Annotated in this window: 20 protein-coding genes; 12 read left to right on the top strand and 8 right to left on the bottom strand. The window is 61.5% G+C overall.

Translation table 11 applies throughout. The annotated features are described in order from the left end of the window. Window positions 1-192 precede the first annotated feature (192 nt). The 4 genes from PMI31_RS18190 to PMI31_RS18175 form a co-directional block, all read right to left on the bottom strand. Window positions 193-741 carry a cupin domain-containing protein gene (locus tag PMI31_RS18190; protein ID WP_007975263.1) on the bottom strand — a complete coding sequence of 183 codons (549 nt, stop codon included), beginning with the start codon at window positions 739-741 and terminating at the stop codon, window positions 193-195. A gap of 425 nt (window positions 742-1,166) precedes the next feature. Then, the gene (locus PMI31_RS18185) at window positions 1,167-2,465 is read right to left on the bottom strand and encodes an NAD(P)/FAD-dependent oxidoreductase (RefSeq protein WP_008019697.1); all 1,299 of its coding nucleotides are present in this window, start codon (window positions 2,463-2,465) and stop codon (window positions 1,167-1,169) included. A gap of 53 nt (window positions 2,466-2,518) precedes the next feature. Continuing rightward, on the bottom strand, window positions 2,519-4,009 hold the full coding sequence (locus PMI31_RS18180; protein ID WP_008019696.1) for an aldehyde dehydrogenase: 1,491 nt from the start codon (window positions 4,007-4,009) through the stop codon (window positions 2,519-2,521). Window positions 4,010-4,220: 211 nt separating this feature from the next. Beyond that, the gene (locus tag PMI31_RS18175) at window positions 4,221-5,597 is read right to left on the bottom strand and encodes a glutamine synthetase family protein (protein WP_008019695.1); all 1,377 of its coding nucleotides are present in this window, start codon (window positions 5,595-5,597) and stop codon (window positions 4,221-4,223) included. 283 nt (window positions 5,598-5,880) lie between these two features. Between PMI31_RS18175 and PMI31_RS18170 the strand changes: the two genes are divergently transcribed. From PMI31_RS18170 to PMI31_RS18150, 5 genes are all read left to right on the top strand, one after another. Beyond that, entirely contained in the window at window positions 5,881-6,642 is a 762-nt protein-coding gene (locus PMI31_RS18170; protein WP_008019693.1) for a gamma-glutamyl-gamma-aminobutyrate hydrolase family protein, read from the top strand. A gap of 356 nt (window positions 6,643-6,998) precedes the next feature. Continuing rightward, window positions 6,999-8,141: a polyamine ABC transporter ATP-binding protein gene (gene potA, locus PMI31_RS18165; RefSeq protein WP_008019692.1), complete on the top strand. Its 1,143-nt coding sequence runs from the start codon at window positions 6,999-7,001 to the stop codon at window positions 8,139-8,141. Then, window positions 8,138-9,052 (top strand): ABC transporter permease subunit, encoded by a 915-nt coding sequence (locus PMI31_RS18160; RefSeq protein WP_008019691.1) that lies wholly within the window; start codon window positions 8,138-8,140, stop codon window positions 9,050-9,052. The genes potA and PMI31_RS18160 overlap by 4 nt, the downstream gene beginning before the upstream one ends. Then, window positions 9,049-9,933 (top strand): ABC transporter permease subunit, encoded by an 885-nt coding sequence (locus tag PMI31_RS18155; RefSeq protein WP_008019690.1) that lies wholly within the window; start codon window positions 9,049-9,051, stop codon window positions 9,931-9,933. The genes PMI31_RS18160 and PMI31_RS18155 overlap by 4 nt, the downstream gene beginning before the upstream one ends. Window positions 9,934-10,103: 170 nt before the next feature. Beyond that, on the top strand, window positions 10,104-11,201 hold the full coding sequence (locus PMI31_RS18150) for a polyamine ABC transporter substrate-binding protein (RefSeq protein ID WP_043302467.1): 1,098 nt from the start codon (window positions 10,104-10,106) through the stop codon (window positions 11,199-11,201). Window positions 11,202-11,460: 259 nt separating this feature from the next. On the opposite strand, the gene thpR is transcribed toward PMI31_RS18150, so the two are convergent. Further along, a complete protein-coding gene (gene thpR, locus PMI31_RS18145) occupies window positions 11,461-12,003 on the bottom strand; it encodes an RNA 2',3'-cyclic phosphodiesterase (protein ID WP_008019688.1) in 543 nt (180 codons plus the stop codon). Window positions 12,004-12,160: 157 nt separating this feature from the next. Here thpR and PMI31_RS18140 point away from each other — a divergent pair, with 157 nt between their 5' ends. Continuing rightward, the gene (locus PMI31_RS18140) at window positions 12,161-12,355 is read left to right on the top strand and encodes a hypothetical protein (protein WP_008019687.1); all 195 of its coding nucleotides are present in this window, start codon (window positions 12,161-12,163) and stop codon (window positions 12,353-12,355) included. A 14-nt stretch (window positions 12,356-12,369) separates the two neighbouring features. Here the strand turns inward: PMI31_RS18140 and PMI31_RS18135 are convergent, their stop codons facing one another. Then, window positions 12,370-12,723 carry a DUF1428 domain-containing protein gene (locus PMI31_RS18135; protein ID WP_008019686.1) on the bottom strand — a complete coding sequence of 118 codons (354 nt, stop codon included), beginning with the start codon at window positions 12,721-12,723 and terminating at the stop codon, window positions 12,370-12,372. Window positions 12,724-12,739: 16 nt separating this feature from the next. Continuing rightward, window positions 12,740-13,807 carry a hypothetical protein gene (locus PMI31_RS18130; protein WP_008019685.1) on the bottom strand — a complete coding sequence of 356 codons (1,068 nt, stop codon included), beginning with the start codon at window positions 13,805-13,807 and terminating at the stop codon, window positions 12,740-12,742. 388 nt (window positions 13,808-14,195) lie between these two features. Here PMI31_RS18130 and PMI31_RS18125 point away from each other — a divergent pair, with 388 nt between their 5' ends. Then, on the top strand, window positions 14,196-14,456 hold the full coding sequence (locus PMI31_RS18125; protein WP_008019683.1) for a hypothetical protein: 261 nt from the start codon (window positions 14,196-14,198) through the stop codon (window positions 14,454-14,456). Between the two features lie 38 nt (window positions 14,457-14,494). Here PMI31_RS18125 and PMI31_RS18120 read toward each other — a convergent pair whose 3' ends face one another. After that, on the bottom strand, window positions 14,495-14,731 hold the full coding sequence (locus PMI31_RS18120) for a hypothetical protein (protein ID WP_008019682.1): 237 nt from the start codon (window positions 14,729-14,731) through the stop codon (window positions 14,495-14,497). A 179-nt stretch (window positions 14,732-14,910) separates the two neighbouring features. Here PMI31_RS18120 and PMI31_RS18115 point away from each other — a divergent pair, with 179 nt between their 5' ends. From PMI31_RS18115 to PMI31_RS18095, 5 genes are all read left to right on the top strand, one after another. After that, window positions 14,911-16,674 carry an L-lactate permease gene (locus PMI31_RS18115; RefSeq protein ID WP_008019681.1) on the top strand — a complete coding sequence of 588 codons (1,764 nt, stop codon included), beginning with the start codon at window positions 14,911-14,913 and terminating at the stop codon, window positions 16,672-16,674. A 178-nt stretch (window positions 16,675-16,852) separates the two neighbouring features. Beyond that, window positions 16,853-18,352: a glycolate oxidase subunit GlcD gene (glcD, locus tag PMI31_RS18110; RefSeq protein ID WP_008019679.1), complete on the top strand. Its 1,500-nt coding sequence runs from the start codon at window positions 16,853-16,855 to the stop codon at window positions 18,350-18,352. After that, a complete protein-coding gene (gene glcE, locus PMI31_RS18105) occupies window positions 18,352-19,416 on the top strand; it encodes a glycolate oxidase subunit GlcE (protein ID WP_008019678.1) in 1,065 nt (354 codons plus the stop codon). The genes glcD and glcE overlap by 1 nt, the downstream gene beginning before the upstream one ends. 3 nt (window positions 19,417-19,419) lie before the next feature. Continuing rightward, window positions 19,420-20,637, top strand: coding sequence for a glycolate oxidase subunit GlcF (glcF, locus tag PMI31_RS18100; RefSeq protein ID WP_008019677.1), 1,218 nt, complete (start codon window positions 19,420-19,422; stop codon window positions 20,635-20,637). 19 nt (window positions 20,638-20,656) lie between these two features. Continuing rightward, the gene (locus PMI31_RS18095; protein ID WP_008019675.1) at window positions 20,657-21,058 is read left to right on the top strand and encodes a heme-binding protein; all 402 of its coding nucleotides are present in this window, start codon (window positions 20,657-20,659) and stop codon (window positions 21,056-21,058) included. The last annotated feature ends 57 nt before the right edge of the window (window positions 21,059-21,115 follow it).

The raw sequence follows: 21,115 nt of genomic DNA, 5'->3' as shown, positions 1-21,115 counted from the left end.
TCCATAACGACGACCTGCGCAACCAGTGCAAGGCCGTGACGTCATGAAAGAGCGGCCTCAAAACGCTCAATGAAGCCCAATTGCATGATCTTTGGCCGCATAAAAAAATCCGATGCCTGAATGGGCATCGGATTTTTTATCATCCACGGTCAATGCAGGCTCAGCCAGCAGCCGAATCACGCATCGTCGTAATCAGAAGTTAGCCGGCGTGTTGGCACTGATAATTTCAGCCTCATCCGCGCCGATATTGCGAAACCGATGCGGCAAGGTCGTCGGGAAATAATAGCCATCCCCGGCATTCAGTACACTCACCTGCCCGTCCACGGTCAACTCCACGGTACCCCGTGTCACCAACCCACACTCCTCGCCTTCGGAATGCACGATCGGCTCTTCACCCGAACTGGCGCCCGGCGCGTATTGCTCGCGCAGCAGGCGCATCTGCCGGCTTGGCACGGACGCGCCGATCAGCAGCAGGCGCAGGCCATGACGGCCGAGGTCGGGCTGTTCGTTGGCGCGGAAGACGTACTGGTGTTCGCGTGGTGGCTGATCGAAGGTGAAGAAGTCGGCCAGGGACATGGGGATGCCCTCCAGCAACTTTTTCAGAGAGCTGACGGAAGGACTGACCCGATTCTGTTCGATCAGGGAGATGGTTGCATTGGTGACGCCGCTACGCCGGGCCAGCTCGCGCTGGGACAGTTTGTAGCTTTCGCGTACTAATTTGAGTCGTGAGCCCGTGTCCATGACAGCCTTATGTGCCAACCCGTAGGAGCGAGCTTGCTCGCGATTCTGATTTGACCTTCAACATTGATGTTGACTGAACCGCCGCTATCGCGAGCAAGCTCGCTCCTACAAGGATAATGGAGGGGTGGAGAGCAGGCGCGGATCACGCCGTTTTCCGGTCCCGGAAACGTGAAAGGCGGCTATTAAATCATGTTTATTCGTAATGCTCAGCAGGTTCGATGGACGGCTGGAAAAATAGCCATTTGCCATGAAGTTGCACAACCTGTGGGAGCGAGCCTGCTCGCGAAAGCGGTGTGTCAGGCGCCATCTATTTTGACTGATATGGCCTCTTCGCCAGCAAGCTGGCTCCTACAGGGGACGGCGGTGTTTCTGGTATTAAAAAACCGGCGGCACCCTTTGGGGAGATGCCGCCGGCGAGGTAAAGCCTAGATGCCGAAACGGTCGCGCAGCGAGTAGTACACGGCGCCGAGGGCGGTCAACGGTGCCGAGAAAGTGCGCCCGCCGATCATTGGCATGTGTGGCAGCGAGGCAAACGCGTCGAAACGCTCGGCATCGCCACGGATCATTTCCGAGATCAGTTTGCCGGCCAGGTGCGAACACGTGACGCCGTGACCGCTGTAGCCCTGCATGTAGTAGGCGTTTTTCTCGATACGGCCGAATTGCGGCATGCGCGACATGGTCAGCAGGAAGTTGCCGGTCCAGCGGTAGTCGATCTTCACGTCTTTCAATTGCGGGAAGGTCTTGAGGATTTTCGGGCGGATCAGTTGATCGATGTCGTCCGGCTCACGAGCGCCGTAGACCACGCCACCGCCGTACAGCAGGCGGTTGTCTGCGGTCAGGCGGTAGTAGTCGAGCAGGTAGTTGCAGTCTTCGACGCAGTAGTTGTTCCTGATCAGGCTGCGGGCCTGTTTTTCCGACAACGGCTCGGTGACGACGATCTGCGAACCGCACGGCATGCTCTTGCTGGTCACGCGGTTGTCGAGGCCCTGTGGCAGGTAGGCGTTACCGGCGATCAACAGGTACTTGGCCCGCACCAGGCCTTTGGCGGTGCGCACAGTGATCGGCTCGCCGTAGTTGATTTCCACCGCCGCCGATTGCTCGTAGATCTTGCCGCCCAGGCCGATGATGGCCGAGGCTTCGCCGAGGGCCAGGTTCAGCGGGTGAATGTGGCCGCCCTGCATGTCCAGCAGGCCGCCGACGTAGGCATCGGAACCGACTTCGCGTTTGATGTCGGCTTCGCCGAGCAGTGTCAGGTTCTTGTTGCCGTAGCGTTCCCAGCTCTTCTTCTGCTCGGCCAGGCCCTTGAGCTGCTTCTTGTTCATTGCCGCGAAGATACCGCCGGGGCGGTAATCGCACTGGATGTCGTAGTGCTGTATGCGCTGACGAATGATGTCGGCGCCTTCGAAAATCATGCTGCCGAGAATTTCGGCGGTCTTGTCGCCATAGCGCTCTTCGATGACATCGACGTCGCGGCTGTAGGAGTTGACCAGTTGGCCGCCGTTGCGACCGCTGGCGCCGAAACCGACCTTGGCCGCTTCGAGCACGGTCACGCTGTAGCCCGCTTCGGCGAGGAACAGCGCCGAGGACAGGCCGGTATAGCCGGCGCCGATCACGCAGACGTCGCAGTCCACCGCCCCTTCCAGCACCGGGAAATCGCCGGTGAAGTTGCGGGTGGCGGCGTAGTAGCTGTTTACATGCTTTTGTTTAACGGAATCTTGTTTCATAGGTTTCTCCGATGGCCGCCGGCAACGTGCAGGCGACCGCCGTTCAAAAGGTCTTAAAGCTTGATCCAGGTCGCTTTGAGTTCGGTGTACTTGTCGAACGCGTGCAGCGATTTGTCCCGACCGTTACCCGACTGCTTGAACCCGCCGAACGGCGCGGTCATGTCGCCGCCGTCGTACTGGTTGACCCAGACGCTGCCGGCACGCAAGCCACGGGCGAAGGTGTGGGCCTTGCTCAGGTTGCCGGTCCATACGCCGGCGGCCAGGCCGTAGACGCTGTCGTTGGCAATCGCCAAGGCTTCTTCAGCGGTGTCGAAGGTGATGACCGACAGCACCGGGCCGAAGATTTCTTCCCGGGCGATGGTCATGGCATTAGTCACGCCGTCGAAAATCGCCGGTTCCACGTACAGGCCACCGGTGTCTTCGAGGGTGCGGCTGCCGCCGGCGATCAGTTGACCGCCCTGCTGCTTGCCGACTTCGATATAGCGCAATACGTTTTCCAGCTGACGCTGGTCGACCACCGCGCCGACGGTCGTCGCAGGATCGAGCGCGTGCCCCGGCTTCCAGGCTTGCAGGGCTTCCACCAGCAATGGCATGAATTGCTCGCGAATCGAACGTTCCACCAGCAAGCGCGAACCGGCGGTGCAGACTTCGCCCTGGTTGAACGCGATGCCGCTGGCCGCCGCCTGTGCTGCCGCGCGCAAGTCCGGCGCGTCGGCAAACACCACGTTCGGGCTCTTGCCCCCCGCTTCTGCCCAAACGCGCTTCATGTTGCTTTGTCCGGCGTAGATCATCAGTTGCTTGGCGATCGCCGTGGAGCCGGTGAAGGCCAGCACGTCGACGTCCATGTGCAACGCCAGCGCCTTGCCGACGGTGTGACCGTAGCCCGGCAGGACGCTGAACACGCCTTTCGGGATGCCCGCTTCCAGGGCCAACTGCGCGATGCGGATCGCCGTCAGCGGGGACTTTTCCGAAGGCTTGAGGATGAATGAGTTGCCCATTGCCAGGGCCGGGGCGAATTTCCAGCTGGCCATGATCAACGGGAAGTTCCACGGCACGATGGCCGCGACCACGCCGGCCGCTTCGCGCGTCACCAGGCCCAGTTGATCCTGGGGCGTGGCGGCGACTTCGTCGTAGATCTTGTCGATGGCTTCGGCGGTCCAGCGGATCGCGTTGGCGGTCGCCGGAATGTCGATGTTCATGGAGTCGCTGATCGGCTTGCCCATGTCGAGGGTTTCGAGCAGGGCCAGTTCTTCACGGTTGGCCAGGATCAGGTCGGCGAAACGGATGAGGATGCGCTTGCGCTCGGCCGGGGCCAGGTTGGCCCAGACGCCGGATTCGAAGGTGCGGCGCGCCACGGCGACCGCGGCATTGGCGTCGGCTTCGTCGGTGCTGGCGACGTTGGCCAGGAAACGACCGTCTACCGGGCTGATGCATTCGAACGTGGCGCCACTGGCGGCCGCGCAGTACTGGCCGTCAATGAATGCGCGACCTTCAATTGAGAGGGACTGGAAGCGTTGCTCCCAATCGCTGCGAGTGTTTGTCATGGTTGTGACTCGACGCAGGGGAATTGAGTGATCGTCGGACTGATGCCCGCCCAATCAAAAAATGAAATGCGATCCTTGTAGGAGCCGGCTTGCTGGCGAAAGCGGAGTGTCAGGCGCCATCAATGCTGGAGGGTCCGCCGCTATCGCCAGCAAGCCGGCTCCTACAGGGGTCGGCGGCGTACACAGCTTTTTGTGTACGCCGCCAACGCCATCAAACGGTATGCAGGTACCAGTTGTACTCAAGGTCCGAGATGGAGTTCTCGAACTCGGCCAGCTCGCTTTCCTTGCACGCCACGAACACGTCGATGTACATCGGGTCGATGTAGCGCGCCATGACTTCGCTGTCGTCCAGTTCGCGCAGGGCATCGCGCAGGTTGTTCGGCAGGCTCTGCTCGTTCTGCTCGTAGCTGTTGCCTTCCACCGGGGCGCCCGGTTCGATCTGGTTGGTCAGGCCGTGGTGCACACCCGCCAATACCGAAGCCATCAGCAGGTACGGGTTGGCGTCGGCACCGGCTACACGATGCTCGATGCGCACGGCGTCCTTTGAGCCGGTGGGTACACGGACAGCCACGGTGCGGTTGTCGATGCCCCAGCTCGGCGAGTTCGGCACGTAGAACTGCGCGCCGAAACGACGGTAGGAGTTGACGTTGGGGCAGAGGAACGCCATCTGCGCCGGCAGGGTCTCGAGCACACCGCCGATCGCGTGACGCAGCGCGGCGTTCTGCTCGGGATCCTCGCTGGCAAAGATGTTGTTGCCTTCTTTGTCGAGAATCGAAATGTGCACGTGCAGACCGTTACCTGCCTGGCCCGGATACGGCTTGGCCATGAAGGTGGTGTCCATCTCGTGGTCGTAGGCGATGTTCTTCACCAGACGCTTGAGCAGAACCGCGTAGTCGCACGCCTTGATCGGGTCAGCCACGTGGTGCAGGTTGACTTCGAATTGCGCCGGGGCGCTTTCCTTGACGATGGCGTCGGCCGGGATGCCCTGCTCTTTCGCGCCTTCGAGGATGTCTTGCAGGCAGTCGACGTATTCGTCGAGGTCGTCGATCAGGTACACCTGGGTCGACATCGGACGCTTGCCGGATACCGGCGAACGTGGCGATTGCGGACGACCGTTCACGTTGTCCTGGTCGATCAGGTAGAACTCCAGTTCGAACGCGGCGCAGATGGTCAGGCCCATGTCGTCGAACTTGCGCACAATATTGGCCAGCACTTCCCGCGGGTCGGCGAAGAATGGCTCGCCTTCGAGTTCGTGCATGGTCATCAGCAGTTGCGCAGTCGGGCGCTTCTGCCAGGGTTCGATGCTCAGGGTGCCCGGGATCGGGTAGCAGATCCGGTCGGAATCGCCGATGTCCAGACCCAGGCCGGTGCTTTCCACCGTGGAACCGTTGATGTCCAGAGCAAACAGAGACGCCGGCAGGTTGATGCCTTTCTCGTAAACCTTATGAAGACTGGTGCGCTCGATGCGCTTGCCGCGCACCACACCGTTCATATCCGCAATCAGAAGGTCGACGTACAAAACCTCAGGATGTTTCTTAAGGAATGCGTTTGCTTCGTTGAGTTGAACGGCACGCAGAGGGACCGACATGATGCACCTATTTTTTACTGTTAATTATTATGTTCACCGCCCTTTCACGAGCCCAGTCAATCCGAAAGGCAAAGTGAAGTCAATAGCGAACACTCAGCCGCTCAGCGTTTATTTTCGGGCCTTCCAGAAGGACGAGAGTGCCAGAAAAGCCCTCAAACACGCGTAAACCCTGAAGATCGGACGTTTGGCGTTTAGAATTTTTTACATGGGAGTTGTTAATTAAAATCAACGAGGCTAAGCTCCGGAAAAGCTCGTTCAAGTGTGAAACTTCGAGGTGATAAAAATGGCATTCAAGCCATTGATCGGCGTTACTGCGTGCGTCAAACAGATTGGCCTGCACCCCTACCACGTCAGCGGCGACAAGTACTTGCGTGCTGTCAGCGTCGCGGCGCTGGGGCTGCCTGTCGTCATTCCTTCCCTGGCTGAACTGACCGAAATCGATGACCTGCTGCCGCAGCTCGACGGTCTGTTGCTGACCGGCTCGCCGTCGAACGTGGAACCCTTCCACTATCAAGGCCCCGACAGCGCCCCCGGTACGGAGCACGATCCGCAACGGGACCGCACCACCCTGCCGCTGATCCGCGCAGCCATCGCTGCCGGCGTTCCGGTCCTCGGCATCTGCCGGGGTTTCCAGGAAATGAACGTGGCGTTCGGTGGCAGCCTGCATCAAAAAGTCCATGAACTCCCAGGCTTCCTCGATCATCGCGAAGCCAACCACCCGGACCTGGCTGTGCAATACGCGTCGGCCCACGCGGTGAAGGTGCAGCCCGGTGGCGTGTTCGAAGCGCTGGACCTGCCGGCGGTGTTCCAGGTCAACTCGATTCACAGCCAGGGCATCGACCGCCTGGCGCCCGGCCTGCGCGCCGAAGGCGTCGCACCCGATGGCCTGATCGAGGCGGTGTCGGTGGAGAACAGCAAGGCCTTCGCCCTCGGCGTGCAATGGCATCCGGAATGGCAGGTTCTGAACAACCCGCCTTATTTGAGTATTTTCCAGGCGTTCGGCGAAGCCTGCCGGCAACGGGCGGCGCTGCGTCACTCGCGCTGACGAAAAAACACGAACAAACGATTTTCTGCCCCCGCGGGTCAGGCGGGCGTGCCTTTGCGCGTCCGTGACCCGCGACAACAACACACTGCAATAACAACAAGTACGAAAGGCAGCCAGGATGGCGGCGCCGAATAAACCCGAGCGGGTCAAGCGCAGCACCCCTGTAGGAGCTGGCTTGCCAGCGATGAGGTCCTGACATTCGACATCTTTGCCGACTGACAGACCGCCTTCGCTGGCAAGCCAGATCCTACAGGGCGACGCGAGTGAATTGAATGGCATCACCCGCCTCGGGTTTGCAATCCACTATTAAGCCGGGCCGTGTTGGCCTGGCGACTGAAACCTGTTGGGAGTTTCACATGGCAAACGCCTCCAGCACTTACAGGAAGGCAATTGAAGGTCACCAGGCACCGAAAAAGGTGTTGGTGAAAGTCGATCGCGTCACCAAGAAATTCGACGAAACCACCGCGGTGGACGATGTGTCCCTGGAAATCCACCAGGGTGAAATCTTCGCCCTGCTCGGCGGTTCCGGCTCCGGCAAATCGACCCTGCTGCGCATGCTCGCCGGTTTCGAGCGCCCGACCGAAGGGCGGATTCTGCTCGACGGTGTCGACATCACCGACATGCCGCCGTACGAACGACCGATCAACATGATGTTCCAGTCCTACGCGCTGTTCCCGCACATGACGGTGGCGCAGAACATCGCCTTCGGCCTCAAGCAGGACCGTTTGCCAGCGGCCGAAATCGAAGCCCGCGTGCAGGAGATGCTGCGCCTGGTGCACATGACCCAGTACGCCAAGCGCAAGCCGCACCAACTGTCCGGCGGCCAGCGTCAGCGCGTGGCCCTGGCCCGTTCCCTGGCCAAGCGTCCGAAACTGCTGCTGCTCGACGAACCGATGGGCGCCCTGGATAAAAAGCTGCGTTCGCAAATGCAGCTGGAGCTGGTGGAAATCATCGAGCGCGTCGGCGTGACCTGCGTGATGGTGACCCACGACCAGGAAGAGGCCATGACCATGGCCCAGCGCATCGCGATCATGCACCTGGGCTGGATCGCCCAGATCGGCAGCCCGGTCGACATCTATGAAGCCCCCGTCAGCCGCATGGTCTGCGAATTCATCGGCAACGTGAACGCCTTCGACGGCACCGTGGTTGAAGACCTGGAAGGTCACGCGATCATCCACAGCCCGGACCTGGAGCAGAAGATCTACGTCGGCCACGGCGTCAGCACCTCGGTGCAGGACAAGTCGATCACCTACGCGATCCGCCCGGAAAAATTGCTGGTCAGCACCCTCAAACCCGAGAACCGCTACAACTGGTCCAGCGGCAAGGTGCATGACATCGCCTACCTCGGCGGCCACTCGGTGTTCTACGTCGAGCTGCCTGGCGGCAAGATCGTCCAGTCGTTCATGGCCAACGCCGAACGCCGTGGCGCGCGTCCGACCTGGGACGATCAGGTCTACGTGTGGTGGGAAGACGACAGCGGCGTGGTACTGCGCGCATGAAAACCTTCAATCAGCAATTCCTGAGATGGGTCCCCAGCGGGCGCAAGTTCGTCATCGGGATTCCGTTCCTGTGGCTGTGCCTGTTTTTCCTGTTGCCGTTCTTCCTGGTGATGAAGATCAGCTTCTCGGAAGCAGCCCTGGCCATTCCGCCCTACTCGGAGATCTACACCTACGCCGAGCAGAAATTCCAGCTGTTGCTCAACATCGGCAACTACTCCCTGCTGGGCGAAGATGAGCTGTACCTCTCCGCCTACCTGGGTTCGTTGAAGGTCGCGCTGTTCAGCACCCTGATGTGCCTGGTGATCGGGTTCCCGATGGCCTACGCCATCACCAAGGCCAGCAAGGAAGCGCAGAACGTTCTGATGCTGCTGATCATGATGCCGACCTGGACCGCGATCCTGATCCGTGTGTATGCGTGGATGGGCATCCTCAGCAACAACGGTCTGCTCAATGCCTTCCTGCTGTGGACCGGGCTGATCGATCACCCGATCGAGATCCTCAACACCAACACCGCCGTCTACATAGGCGTCGTATATGCGTACCTGCCGTTCATGGTGCTGCCGCTGTACGCCAACCTGGTCAAGCATGACCAGAGCCTGCTGGAAGCCGCATCGGACCTGGGTTCGAGCACCTTCAACAGCTTCTGGAAAATCACCGTGCCGTTGGCCAGGAACGGCATCATCGCCGGCTGCATGCTGGTGTTCATCCCGGTGGTCGGTGAGTTCGTGATTCCGGAACTGCTCGGCGGCCCGGAAACCCTGATGATCGGCCGTGTGTTGTGGCAAGAGTTCTTCAACAACCGCGACTGGCCGGTGGCGTCTGCCCTGGCGGTGGTGATGCTGTTGATCCTGATTGTGCCGATTCTGCTGTTCAACCGCAGCCAGGCCAAAGAGATGGAGGCACGGGGATGAAACGCTTCGGATTTTCAAAGTTCATGCTGATTTTCGGCCTGTCGTTTATCTACCTGCCGATGCTGATCCTGGTGATCTACTCGTTCAACGCCTCGAAGCTGGTGACGGTGTGGGGCGGCTGGTCGTTCAAGTGGTATGCCGGTTTGCTCGACAACACCCAACTGATGGGGTCGGTGGTGCGCTCGCTGGAAATCGCCTGCTACACCGCCGTCGCGGCGGTGGCGCTGGGTACGCTTGCAGCGTTCGTGTTGACCCGCGTTACACGCTTCAAGGGTCGTACCCTGTTCGGTGGCCTGGTGACTGCGCCGCTGGTAATGCCAGAGGTGATCACCGGTCTGTCGCTGTTGCTGCTGTTCGTGGCCATGGCGCAGCTGATCGGCTGGCCGCAGGAGCGCGGCATTGTCACCATCTGGATCGCCCACACCACGTTTTGTGCGGCCTACGTCGCGGTGGTAGTCTCCGCCCGCCTTCGCGAGCTGGACCTATCCATCGAAGAAGCGGCCATGGACCTGGGTGCGAAGCCGTTCAAGGTGTTTTTCCTGATCACCATCCCGATGATCGCGCCGTCACTAGCGGCCGGCGGCATGATGTCCTTCGCCCTGTCCCTCGATGACCTGGTGCTGGCGAGCTTCGTGTCGGGTCCGGGTTCCACGACCCTGCCGATGGAAGTGTTCTCGGCGGTGCGTCTGGGGGTCAAACCCGAGATCAATGCCGTGGCCAGCCTGATTCTGCTGGCGGTGTCGATCGTGACCTTCATGGTCTGGTACTTCAGCCGTCGTGCCGAAGAAAGCCGCAAGCGCGCGATCCAGGAAGCCATGGACCAGACCGCCAGCGAATCCTGGCAACAACCGAAAAAGCAAATGGCAGAAGCAGCGGCCTAGCACCACCCCCTGTAGGAGCGAGCATGCTCGCGATGGACGTCAACGAAGGCGTGGGCTATCTGAATGAACGCGTCGTCATTGAGTTTTTCGCGAGCAGGCTCGCTCCTACAAGGAGCGTGAAAGCTTATTTACTGCGTGATTTGAATAAGAAAAGAAATGGAGTTGTACCGATGAAAATGCTTGGCAGGACTCTGCTGACACTGTCCTTATTGGGCGCAATCGCCACTGGCGCCCAGGCCAATGACAAGGTTCTGCGCGTCTACAACTGGTCGGATTACATTGGCCCGGATACCGTCAGGAAGTTCGAAGACGAGACCGGCATCCAGGTGACCTACGATGTGTTCGACAGCAACGAAACCCTTGAAGCACGCCTGCTGGCGGGCAAATCCGGCTACGACATCGTCGTGCCGTCCAACAGTTTCCTGGCCAAGCAGATCAAGGCCGGCGTCTACCAGACGCTGGACAAATCGAAGCTTGCGAACTGGAAAAACCTCAACCCGGTGTTGCTGAAAAACGCCTCCGCGAGCGATCCCGATAACGCCCACGCCATCCCCTACATGTGGGGCTCGATCGGCATCGGCTTCAACCCGCAGAAAGTCAAGGAGGTGCTGGGCAGCAACGCCCCGACCAATTCCTGGGACCTGCTGTTCAAACCGGAAAACGCCGAGAAGCTGAAAGCCTGCGGCATCAGCTTCCTCGACTCGCCGACAGAAATGATCCCGACCGCCCTGCACTACCTGGGCTACCCGGTGAACGATCAGAACAAACAGCACATCGCTGAAGCCGAGGCGCTGTTCATGAAGATTCGCCCGAACGTGGCGTACTTCCATTCGTCGAAATACATCTCGGACCTGGCCAACGGCAACATCTGCGTGGCCGTGGGTTACTCCGGCGACGTGCTGCAGGCCAAGGCCCGCGCCCAGGAAGCCGGGAACAAAGTGAAGATCGACTACAGCATCCCGAAAGAAGGCGCCGCCAGCTTCTATGACATGCTGGCCATCCCGCGCGATGCCGCCAACGTCGAGAACGCTTACCTGTTCATGAACTTCCTGATGCGCCCCGACGTGATCGCCGACATCACCAACAACATCGGCTACAGCAACGCCAACGCGGCGGCCACACCGTTGGTCGATGAGGCGATCCGCAACGATCCGGGCTCCTACCCGCCGGAAGCGGTGATGGCCACGCTCTATGCCGTGCCGGACCAGCCGATCGCCATCCAGCGGATCATGACCCGTGGCTGGACCAAGGTGAAGTTGGGCCAGTAGTTCACTCAAATAATCTGCCGAGTCTGACATTGCCATCGCGAGCAAGCTCGCTCCCACAGGGAGCAGTGTTCCACCGCAGATAATTGTGGGAGCGAGCTTGCTCGCGATGGCGGCCTGTAAGGCACCGTTGATTCAGGCCATAACCCTATTCCCGTTTCCGTTCACGCAGCGCCTTACCACCGCTGCCTCTCCTGCAGTAGAACGGCCTCACCTGGGCTCCCTCGGTCAAGGTGAAGTTTGGCGCCCTCGGGCGCCTTTTTTATTGGGGATCAGTCAACGGCCATTCGGCCAGCGCCCGATAGCGCCCCTTGTGGGATTCGAACAGGGTGAAGCGGTCGGCACGCAGGAAGAATTGCGGCGCGGTCGCGGACTCCGGCACCGGCGCCCGATACTGCCGTGCCAGGGTCAGGTGCGGACGGTATTCCCTGGGTGCTTCCTCCAGACCGAACGGCAACATCGCCTGTTCCAGCGCATACACCAATCGCAACAATGCCGGGGACGCCTGCTCCGGCGCGAGCACCAGCGCCCCTGCCCTGCGCCACACATCCAGCCGGTCCAGCACCACCGTCAAGCGCTCGCCCGGTGAGCGGATGGACGCCGCAGCGGTGCAGATGTCGGCAATCTGCGCCACACCCACAGCGCCCAAAAACTTCAGCGTCAGGTGAAAGTTTTCTGCCGGCACCGGCCGGCCGTTACGCAGTTGCAGAGCACTGCGCCACTGGGCGATGTCCCGGCGCTGGGCAGGCGCGCAATCGAGCGCAAAGAACAGACGCTTGAACGGCTCGCGGGCCCCTTCATTCATGCCGGACACCTCTCGGGAAGACTGTCTGAGTGTACTCAACCCTCGCGTACCGGCCAGCGCATTTCTGACGCCGTCCGGCAGGCGCGTTATAGTTCTAGGGGGCATTCTCAATTAGTTTTCACGCCGCGCCGGGTTGTGCCTTAAAGCGGAGGGGGCCATGCGACAGATCCTCAGCAAAGAGCCATGGTGGGCCAGACCGCCCGAGCCAGGTCAGGATGAACTCAAGCTGGAATGGGGCTGGCTGGTGCATTACAGCGAAGGTGAGCCGCGCTTCGAGTTCATCCGCGAGCGACCGACGGACGAAGAAATCCGGCAGCGCAAGAGTTGCAGGATCACCCCGACGCCGGAGTGATCCCAGGGCCGGCGTCAGACTTCGAGGAGTATTTCAAACCCGCCATACACCAGGCGCTGACCGTCAAACGGCATCGGATTGACGTTCGGCTGCATGCGCGGGTCCTGCATCATCCTGTCCATCCCGGCATTACGAGTAGCCTTGTCCGGCCAGATGATCCAGCCAAAAGCCACGGTTTCGCCGTCCTTGAGTTTCACCGCCATCGGGAAAGAGGTGACCTTGCCCTCCGGCACATCTTCGCCCCAGCATTCGACCACGCTCAAGGCACCGTTTTCCTTGAAGATCGAGGCGGCGATTTCGGCATGTTTGATGTATTGCTCACGGTTGGCGGTGGGTACGGCAGCGATAAAACCATCGACGTAAGACATGAGTGCTCTCCTTGGGTCATGGGGTGTGCTGCTGGATAGTCGGTTGCGCTGGCGTCCGATCGACAGTGCCGGTGCCCAAACCGACCGGCGGTGCAGTGCGGTCCGCCAGGCTGCCTTCGATCTGCGCCGCCATGTAAAGCGTGGCGGCCATGACGCCGCTGGTCGGGCTCTGCACCAGTTTGGTCCAGGCCTTGTCGAAGGTATTGCCCAGGCTACGGCGAATCAGCGCCTCGCTATCAGGCCGGTCAAAGGCCTGGATGAATGCGCGAATGCCAGCCACCCCTAGCGTGATCAAGCCACCGGCCAGTTTCCCCGTCGCTGCGGCCACGGCGCTGGCGGCCCCGCGCGGGGCCATCTCGGCTTCCATCCGCCGGCTGGCGCGCCTGGCCACCGGCGCCATCGCGGTGTCGGTCGAGCCCACCCCCTTGTCGCCACCGGCCTTATGGACTTTGTCGATCAGCGCGGCGAAGGCCGGCAAGGAGTTCAGCGGTTCGGTGTGCACGACCTGGTACAACGAGGCGTCCCTCGTCGGCGGAGGCCCGAGGGCGATGGCCGGGACTTTCTGGATGCGCCCGTTGAGTTGGGCCATCGGCACGCCGTGGCGGTGGGAGATTTTCTGCAGCTCTTCCTTGAGGATGTCGACATAGAACGCCGCTGCCAGGCCGAGAATCGCATCGGGATCGACTTCCACGGCCACCGGCGCCAGGACCTTCTCCTGATAGGCTTCGAGCAGGTACGCCGCCAGGCGTTTTTCCACGGCGTCCTGCTCACCCTTGGTGCTGATGGTGTACCAGCTGACCTTCATCGACAGCCACTCCTGGGTCCAGTAACTGCTGAACCACGGAATGAAATTTTGTTCGGTCAATTCATAGACCCGTGTGCGCCAGTACTCCATGGCGCCGCGGGCGTAGATTTTGGTCTCCTCGGTGGCCGCCTGCGACGCGGCGACGATCTCCCGGTCCACTTGTTGCCAGGTGCTGGCGGGAACGATGACCGGTGCCACTTGCACCACCGGCGCGCGCGCAGACGTGACGCATCCCGCCAACACCACCAGCACGGCAATGATCAGCGAACGCAGGTTCAAGATCGCGGCTTCCTGGAGTTTGCACCGGGCGAAATGCCCGACACGCGTAACCCTCGGATTAAGTATAGGTGGCGGTGTCCCTGAGGACGCCTTCGCGAGCAGGCTCGCTTCCACAGGTAAGCGGTTGGCCACGGACCTGTGGGAGCGAGCCTGCTCGCGAAGGGGCCCGCATCAACAGCGCAAAAACCACCATCACTTGCGTCGATAATCACCATCGCCGCGATTGCCTTCCGCTGGATGGCCGTCAGCGTAGGATCGATCCCAGGCCAACACAAAACCCCGAATCGGAGGGGAACATCATGCTGATCCATCTGCTGACCTGCCTGGCCCTGACGGCGTTCACATTGGGTGTGTTTTCCTGGTACGTCCTGAGCGAGGAGCAAATCTCATGATTCACACCGTCACCCTCGCCGTGCGTTTTCCGGTGTTCGGCAACAATTTCTACGCGCAGGAATTCGAGTCACGTAAAGAGTTGACTCTGATGTTCGACAAAAATTTCGAGGCGTTGCTGATTCCGGCAGCCGATCATCACTTCAGCAACGAAGTGGTCGGGCTCAATGATCAGTTCCGTTTTCTGAATGACGTGCTGGTCGAGCATCTACTGGATGTAGAGCTGGCAAAAGGCTCGGTCCGTTCGTTCGGGTTCTGACAGCGACCGCCGGTTGCCCGGGCTCGAACGGGAACCGCTCACAAGGTTCGCTGGCTATTGCCGATCCCCTTGGCAATATCGATCCCCCAATCCATCGCCGCCTCCATGTCCATCATGTGCGGCCGTGGATCGTGGTTTTCATTGATGACCGTGCCGTCCGGCCGATACACGCCGATGAACATGCCCAATGAACCGTCCTTCAAGATCTCGGCCTTGACTTCGATCCGGCATCCGTTCGACAGCGTTTCCTTGTGGACCTCATGGCGCTCAGTCATTGCTGCTTTCCTCCCGCCTATGGATTGCGAGCCTACCGCCAATGCTAGCTCAGCCCCCGCAAAAGCGCCGACCCGCTGGACCAGAGGCCTGCCCTGACAGCGGCGCAATGCCACCTATACTCAAGACCACCTCCCCCCAAGGGGCCTGCACGTCCAACAATAAAAAGCAGAGGTGGAACATGGTCTGGCAGCAAGTCTACGATCCGTTCGGCAACCCGGTGCTTTCAACGTTCATGGCCGCCGTACCGGTGGTGGTGATGCTGGCGTCCCTCGCGTTTTTCCACGTCAAGGCGCACCTGGCGGCGTTGCTCGCCCTGACCTCGGCCTTGCTGATCGCGATCTTCGCCTTCGGCATGCCGGCGAACATGGCCGGCACGGCGGCGCTGTTCGGTGCGGCCAACGGTCTGCTGCCTATTGGCTGGATTGTGTTGAACATCATCTTCCTGCACCGCCTGACCACCGAGAACGGCTCGTTCAAGGTGCTGCAAGACTCCCTGGCGCGCATCACCGATGACCGGCGCCTGCAATTGCTCCTGATCGCCTTCTGCTTCGGTGCGTTTTTCGAAGGAGCGGCCGGTTTCGGTACGCCGGTGGCGGTGACTGGCGCGATTCTGATCGGCCTGGGGTTTTCGCCGCTCGCCGCTTCAGGGCTGGCGCTGATCGCCAACACCGCCCCCGTGGCGTTCGGCGCCCTCGGTACGCCGATCATCACCCTGGCCAAGGTCACCGGGCTGGATGAAATGGAGCTGTCGATGATGGTCGGCCGGCAGTTGCCGTTCTTCTCGGTGCTGGTGCCGTTCTGGCTGATCTGGGCCTTTGCCGGCTGGCGCAAGATGCTGGAAATCTGGCCGGCGATCCTGGTGGCCGGGGTCAGCTTTGCCGTGCCGCAGTTCCTGGTGTCCAACTATCACGGGCCGATGCTGGTGGATGTGATCGCCGCGCTGATTTCCATGGCCTGCCTGACCGGTTTCCTCAGGGTATGGAAGCCGGCCACGGTACACACTTCCGCCGCCCTGTCCGGCCGGGTCGACAACTCGAAGATCGATGCCGAACACGATGAAAAGCCTGTACCGACTGCAACCTTTGCCAATGAGGCAAAACCGGCCGTGATGCGTGCGTGGATGCCGTGGATCATCCTCACGGTCTTCGTGTTCATCTGGGGCACCCAGGGCTTCAAGAACACCTTCGACACCCGCCCTGCCATCGACCCGCAAACCAGCGCCGCCAAGCTCGACCCCCAGGGCAAACCGCTGCGCGAGGCGAACCCGGTGTTTGCGCCGGTCGTGACCTTCACCACCCTGCACTTGCAGGTCGAGAAAGTCCCGCCCGTGGTGCCCGCACCGAAAACCGAAGAAGCGGTGTACAAGTTCACCTGGTTCACCGCGACCGGCAGCGGCATTCTGCTGGCGGCGATTGTCGGCGGCTTGCTGATGGGCTACTCGATCCCGCAACTGGTCCACCAGTACCTGCGCACCCTGTGGGTGGTGCGTTACTCGCTGATCACCATTGCGGCAATGCTTGCCCTGGGCTTCCTCACACGCTACTCCGGCCTGGATGCCACCATGGGCCTGGCCTTCGCCGCGACGGGCATCTTCTATCCCATGTTCGGCACTCTGCTCGGCTGGCTCGGCGTGGCGTTGACCGGCTCGGACACCGCATCCAACGTGCTATTCGGCGGCTTGCAGCGGGTGACCTCCGAGCAGCTGGGCATCAGCCCGGTGCTGATGGCCGCCGCCAACAGTTCCGGCGGGGTCATGGGCAAGATGGTCGACGCCCAGTCGATCGTGGTCGCCTCCACCGCCACCCGCTGGTACGGCCATGAAGGGGAAATCCTGCGCTACGTGTTCTTCCACTCGATCGTGCTGGCGATTCTGGTCGGTGGACTGGTGACGTTGCAGGCCTACGTTGCGCCGTTCAGCCATATGGTGGTGGGCGGGCATTGAGTCTGCGCGCCCTGCTTACAACGCTTGCAACGCCCGGGCCCAATCGCCCGGGCGTTGGCATTTTCCGCGCACATTCATTGAATGAATGCCCGCTTCAGGCTGACAAATACCCCATGGACAGTTGGCTGTATCAGGCCAATGATGAAGGTCAGTGGCCTTCAGCGAGAATCGTCTACCCATGAACATTCTCTACGATGAACGCGTTGACGGCGCCTTGCCCGACGTCGACAAAGAGGCGCTGTTGCACGCCCTGAAATCCCGCATGCCGAATCTGGAAATCCTCCACCAGCAGGAGGAACTCAAGCCCTACGAATGTGACGGGCTCTCGGCCTATCGCACCACGCCGATGCTGGTGGTGCTGCCCCGATACATCGACGAAGTGCAAGGGGTGCTGCGCGTCTGTCATGAGCGGCACGTCCCCGTCGTGGCCCGTGGCGCGGGCACCGGTTTGTCCGGTGGCGCCTTGCCTTTGGAGAAAGGCGTGCTGCTGGTGATGGCGCGCTTCAACAACATCCTGCACATCGACCCCGCCGCCCGAACTGCGCGGGTTCAGCCCGGCGTACGCAACCTGGCGATTTCCCAGGCGGCGGCACCGTTCGGCCTGTATTACGCGCCGGATCCGTCCTCGCAAATCGCCTGCTCCATTGGCGGCAACGTGGCGGAAAATGCCGGTGGCGTACACTGCCTGAAGTACGGCCTGACCGTGCACAACGTGCTGAAGGTTGACATCCTTACCGTCGACGGCGAGTACCTGAGCCTGGGCTCCAACGCCCTCGATGCCCCCGGTTTCGACCTGTTGGCGCTGTTCACCGGCTCCGAAGGCCTGCTCGGGGTCATCACCGAAGTCACGGTCAAGCTACTGCCCAAACCGCAGACCGCCAAAGTGCTGCTGGCAGCATTCGACTCCGTGGAAAAAGCCGGCCGTGCCGTCGGCGACATCATCGCCGCCGGCATCATCCCCGGTGGCCTGGAAATGATGGACAACCTGGCCATCCGCGCCGCCGAGGACTTCATCCACGCCGGTTATCCGGTGGACGCCCAGGCCATTCTGTTGTGCGAGCTCGATGGTGTCGAAGCTGATGTCCAGGATGACTGCGACCGGGTGCGCCAGGTATTGCAAACGGCCGGCGCAATCGAGTTGCGCCAGGCGAAGGACGAAGCCGAACGCGTGCGTTTCTGGGCCGGGCGCAAGAATGCCTTCCCGGCGGTGGGCCGCCTCTCGCCGGACTATTACTGCATGGACGGCACCATCCCCCGTCGTGAACTGCCCGGCGTGCTGCAGGCCATCGCCGAGCTCTCGAACGAATACGGCCTGCGGGTGGCGAACGTGTTCCACGCCGGCGACGGCAACATGCATCCGTTGATTCTGTTCGACGCCAATCAACCCGGTGAACTTGATCGAGCCGAAACCCTGGGCGGCAGGATTCTGGAATTGTGCGTGAAAGTCGGCGGCAGCATCACCGGTGAACACGGCGTGGGTCGCGAGAAGATCAACCAGATGTGCGCGCAGTTCAACAGCGATGAACTGACCCTGTTCCATGCGATCAAGGCCGCCTTCGACCCGAGCGGCCTGCTCAACCCCGGCAAGAACATTCCGACCCTGCACCGCTGCGCCGAATTCGGCGCCATGCACGTGCACGGCGGGCAATTGCCCTTCCCTGAGCTGGAGCGTTTCTGATGCGCGGCCCTGAAGATTTCGATGACAGCCAGTCGCTGCTGGATCAGGTCAACCAAGCGCTGGAAAACGCCACGCCGTTGCGCATTCAGGGATCAAACAGCAAGGGCTTCCTCGGGCGTGCCACGGCCGGGGAAATTCTCGATACCCGCTCGCACCGGGGCATCGTCAGTTACGACCCGACCGAACTGGTGATCACCGCCCGTTGCGGCACGCCGTTGGCACAGCTGGCGCAGGTGCTGGATGCTGCGCAACAGATGCTGCCCTGCGAACCACCGGCCTTTGGCGACAGCGCCACGGTCGGCGGCATGATCGCCTGCGGACTGTCCGGGCCCCGGCGTCCGTGGTCAGGCTCGGTGCGTGATTTCGTACTCGGCACGCGGGTCATCACAGGGCAAGGCAAGCTGTTGCGCTTCGGTGGCGAGGTGATGAAAAACGTCGCCGGCTACGACCTGTCGCGTCTGATGGCTGGCAGTTATGGCTGCCTCGGGCTGATCACTGAAGTCTCGCTCAAAGTGCTGCCCAAACCCCGGCAGTGCCTCAGCATCAGCCTGGAAATGGACACCGCACAGGCTTTGTTGCGCCTGGCGGAATGGGGCCAGCAGCCGTTGCCGATCAGTGCCGCCTGTCACGACGGTTCACGCCTGCACCTGCGGCTCGAGGGCGGTGAAGGTTCGGTGGCGGCGGCCCATGACCGCCTCGGGGGCGAATGGCTGGACGCTTCATACTGGGACGATCTCAACGAGCAGCGCTTGAGTTTCTTCGATGAAGACCAGCCGCTTTGGCGCCTTTCACTACCACACAACACGCCGCCCCTGTCGTTGCCGGGTCGCCAGTTGCTCGACTGGGGGGGCGCCCAGCGCTGGTTGAAATCCGATGCCGAGGCGGCGTTCATCCGCCAGGTCGTCGACGAGGTCGGCGGCCATGCCACCTGTTTCAGCCACGGTCTGACCGACACTCCGTTCCAGCCGCTGCCCCCGGCCCTGATGCGTTATCACCGCAACCTGAAACAACAACTCGACCCACGGGGCATCTTCAACCCCGGACGCCTGTACGCGGAGCTTTGAACCATGCAGACGACCTTGAGTGAAAACGCCAGCCATCTGCCCCGCGCCGCAGAAGCCGAAAGCATCCTGCGCACCTGCGTGCATTGCGGGTTCTGCAATGCCACGTGCCCGACCTATCAATTGCTCGGCGATGAACTGGACGGACCGCGGGGCCGTATTTATCTGATCAAGCAAGTGCTGGAAGGCAACGACGTCACACAAAAGACCCAACAGCACCTGGACCGCTGCCTGTCGTGCCGCAACTGCGAAACCACCTGCCCGTCGGGCGTCGATTACCACAACCTGCTGGACATCGGCCGAGCGGTGGTCGATGCGGCGGTGCCGCGCCCGCTCGGTCAGCGCCTGTTGCGCGAGGGATTGCGCCAGACCGTGCCGCATCCAGACCTGTTCAAGAGTCTGGTCAATGGCGGTCAGGTGTTCCGTGCGCTGCTGCCCGGCCCGCTGCAAAGCAAGTTGCCGCGCAGAATCTACCCGGCCAAGCCACGGCCCATGACCGTCCGTGAGCGTCAGGTGCTGATGCTCGAAGGATGCGTACAGCCCAGCCTCTCACCCAACACCAATGCCGCGGCGGCGCGGGTGCTGGACCGCTTGGGGATCAGCGTCATCGCGACCCGCGAAGCCGGTTGCTGCGGTGCCGTGGACTATCACTTGGACGCCCAGGCCGCCGGCCTCGACCGCGCCCGGCGCAACATCGACGCGTGGTGGCCGAGCATCGAAAAAGGTGCCGAAGCGATTGTGCAGACGGCCAGCGGTTGCGGCGCCTTCATCAAGGATTACGGCCACCTGCTCGCCAGCGACCCGGCCTATGCCGCCAAGGCGAAAAAGGTCAGTGCGCTGGCCCGGGACCTGGTGGAAGTGTTGCGCGACGAACCGCTGGAAAAGCTCGGCATCCACGCCTCGCAGCGCCTGGCGTTCCATTGCCCCTGCACCTTGCAGCACGGGCAGAAACTCGGCGGCGCCGTGGAAGCGTTGCTGACCGGGTTCGGTTTCAACCTGACGTCCGTTCCCGACGGGCACCTGTGCTGCGGTTCGGCGGGCACCTACTCGCTGACCCAGCCCGAACTGTCACGACAACTGCGCGACAACAAGCTCAACGCCCTGGAAAGCGGCCATCCCGAGGTCATTGTCACGGCCAACATCGGCTGCCAGTCGCACCTCGATGGCGCGGGCCGAACCCCGGTGCGGCACTGGATCGAACTGGTCGAAGCCGCCCTGCCTTAACCGAACCCCGGAGATGCCCATGAACCGCAAAGCCGTCCTGAGCCAGACCGAAGTCAGCCAGATCATCAAAGCCGCCCGCGCCGAAGCACAGGCCAATCAATGGGCCGTGACCATCGTGGTAGTCGATGACGGCGGCCACCCGCTGGCCCTCGAACGCCTCGACGGCTGCGCGCCGGGCAGCGCCTATATCGCTACCGAAAAGGCCCGCACCTCAGCCCTCGGGCGACGTGATTCGAAAAGCTATGAGGACATGATCAACGGTGGGCGCTACGCTTTTCTGTCAGCACCCTTGCTGACCTCGCTGGAGGGTGGCGTACCGATTGTTTTCGATGGCCAGGTGATTGGCGCTGTCGGGGTGTCCGGGGTCAAGCCCGAGCAGGATGCGCAAATAGCGAAGGCCGGGGCGCAGTGCCTGAAATAAAATTCTGGCATCACCCCGCCACCTGTGGGAGCGGGCTTGCCCGCGATGAGGCCATCA

The organism is Pseudomonas sp. GM55, from assembly GCF_000282395.1.
Taxonomy (GTDB): Bacteria; Pseudomonadota; Gammaproteobacteria; order Pseudomonadales; family Pseudomonadaceae; genus Aquipseudomonas; species Aquipseudomonas fluorescens_CC.
The sequence above is the reverse complement of the archived record's forward strand: the minus strand, read 5'-3'. Positions and strand labels throughout refer to the sequence as shown.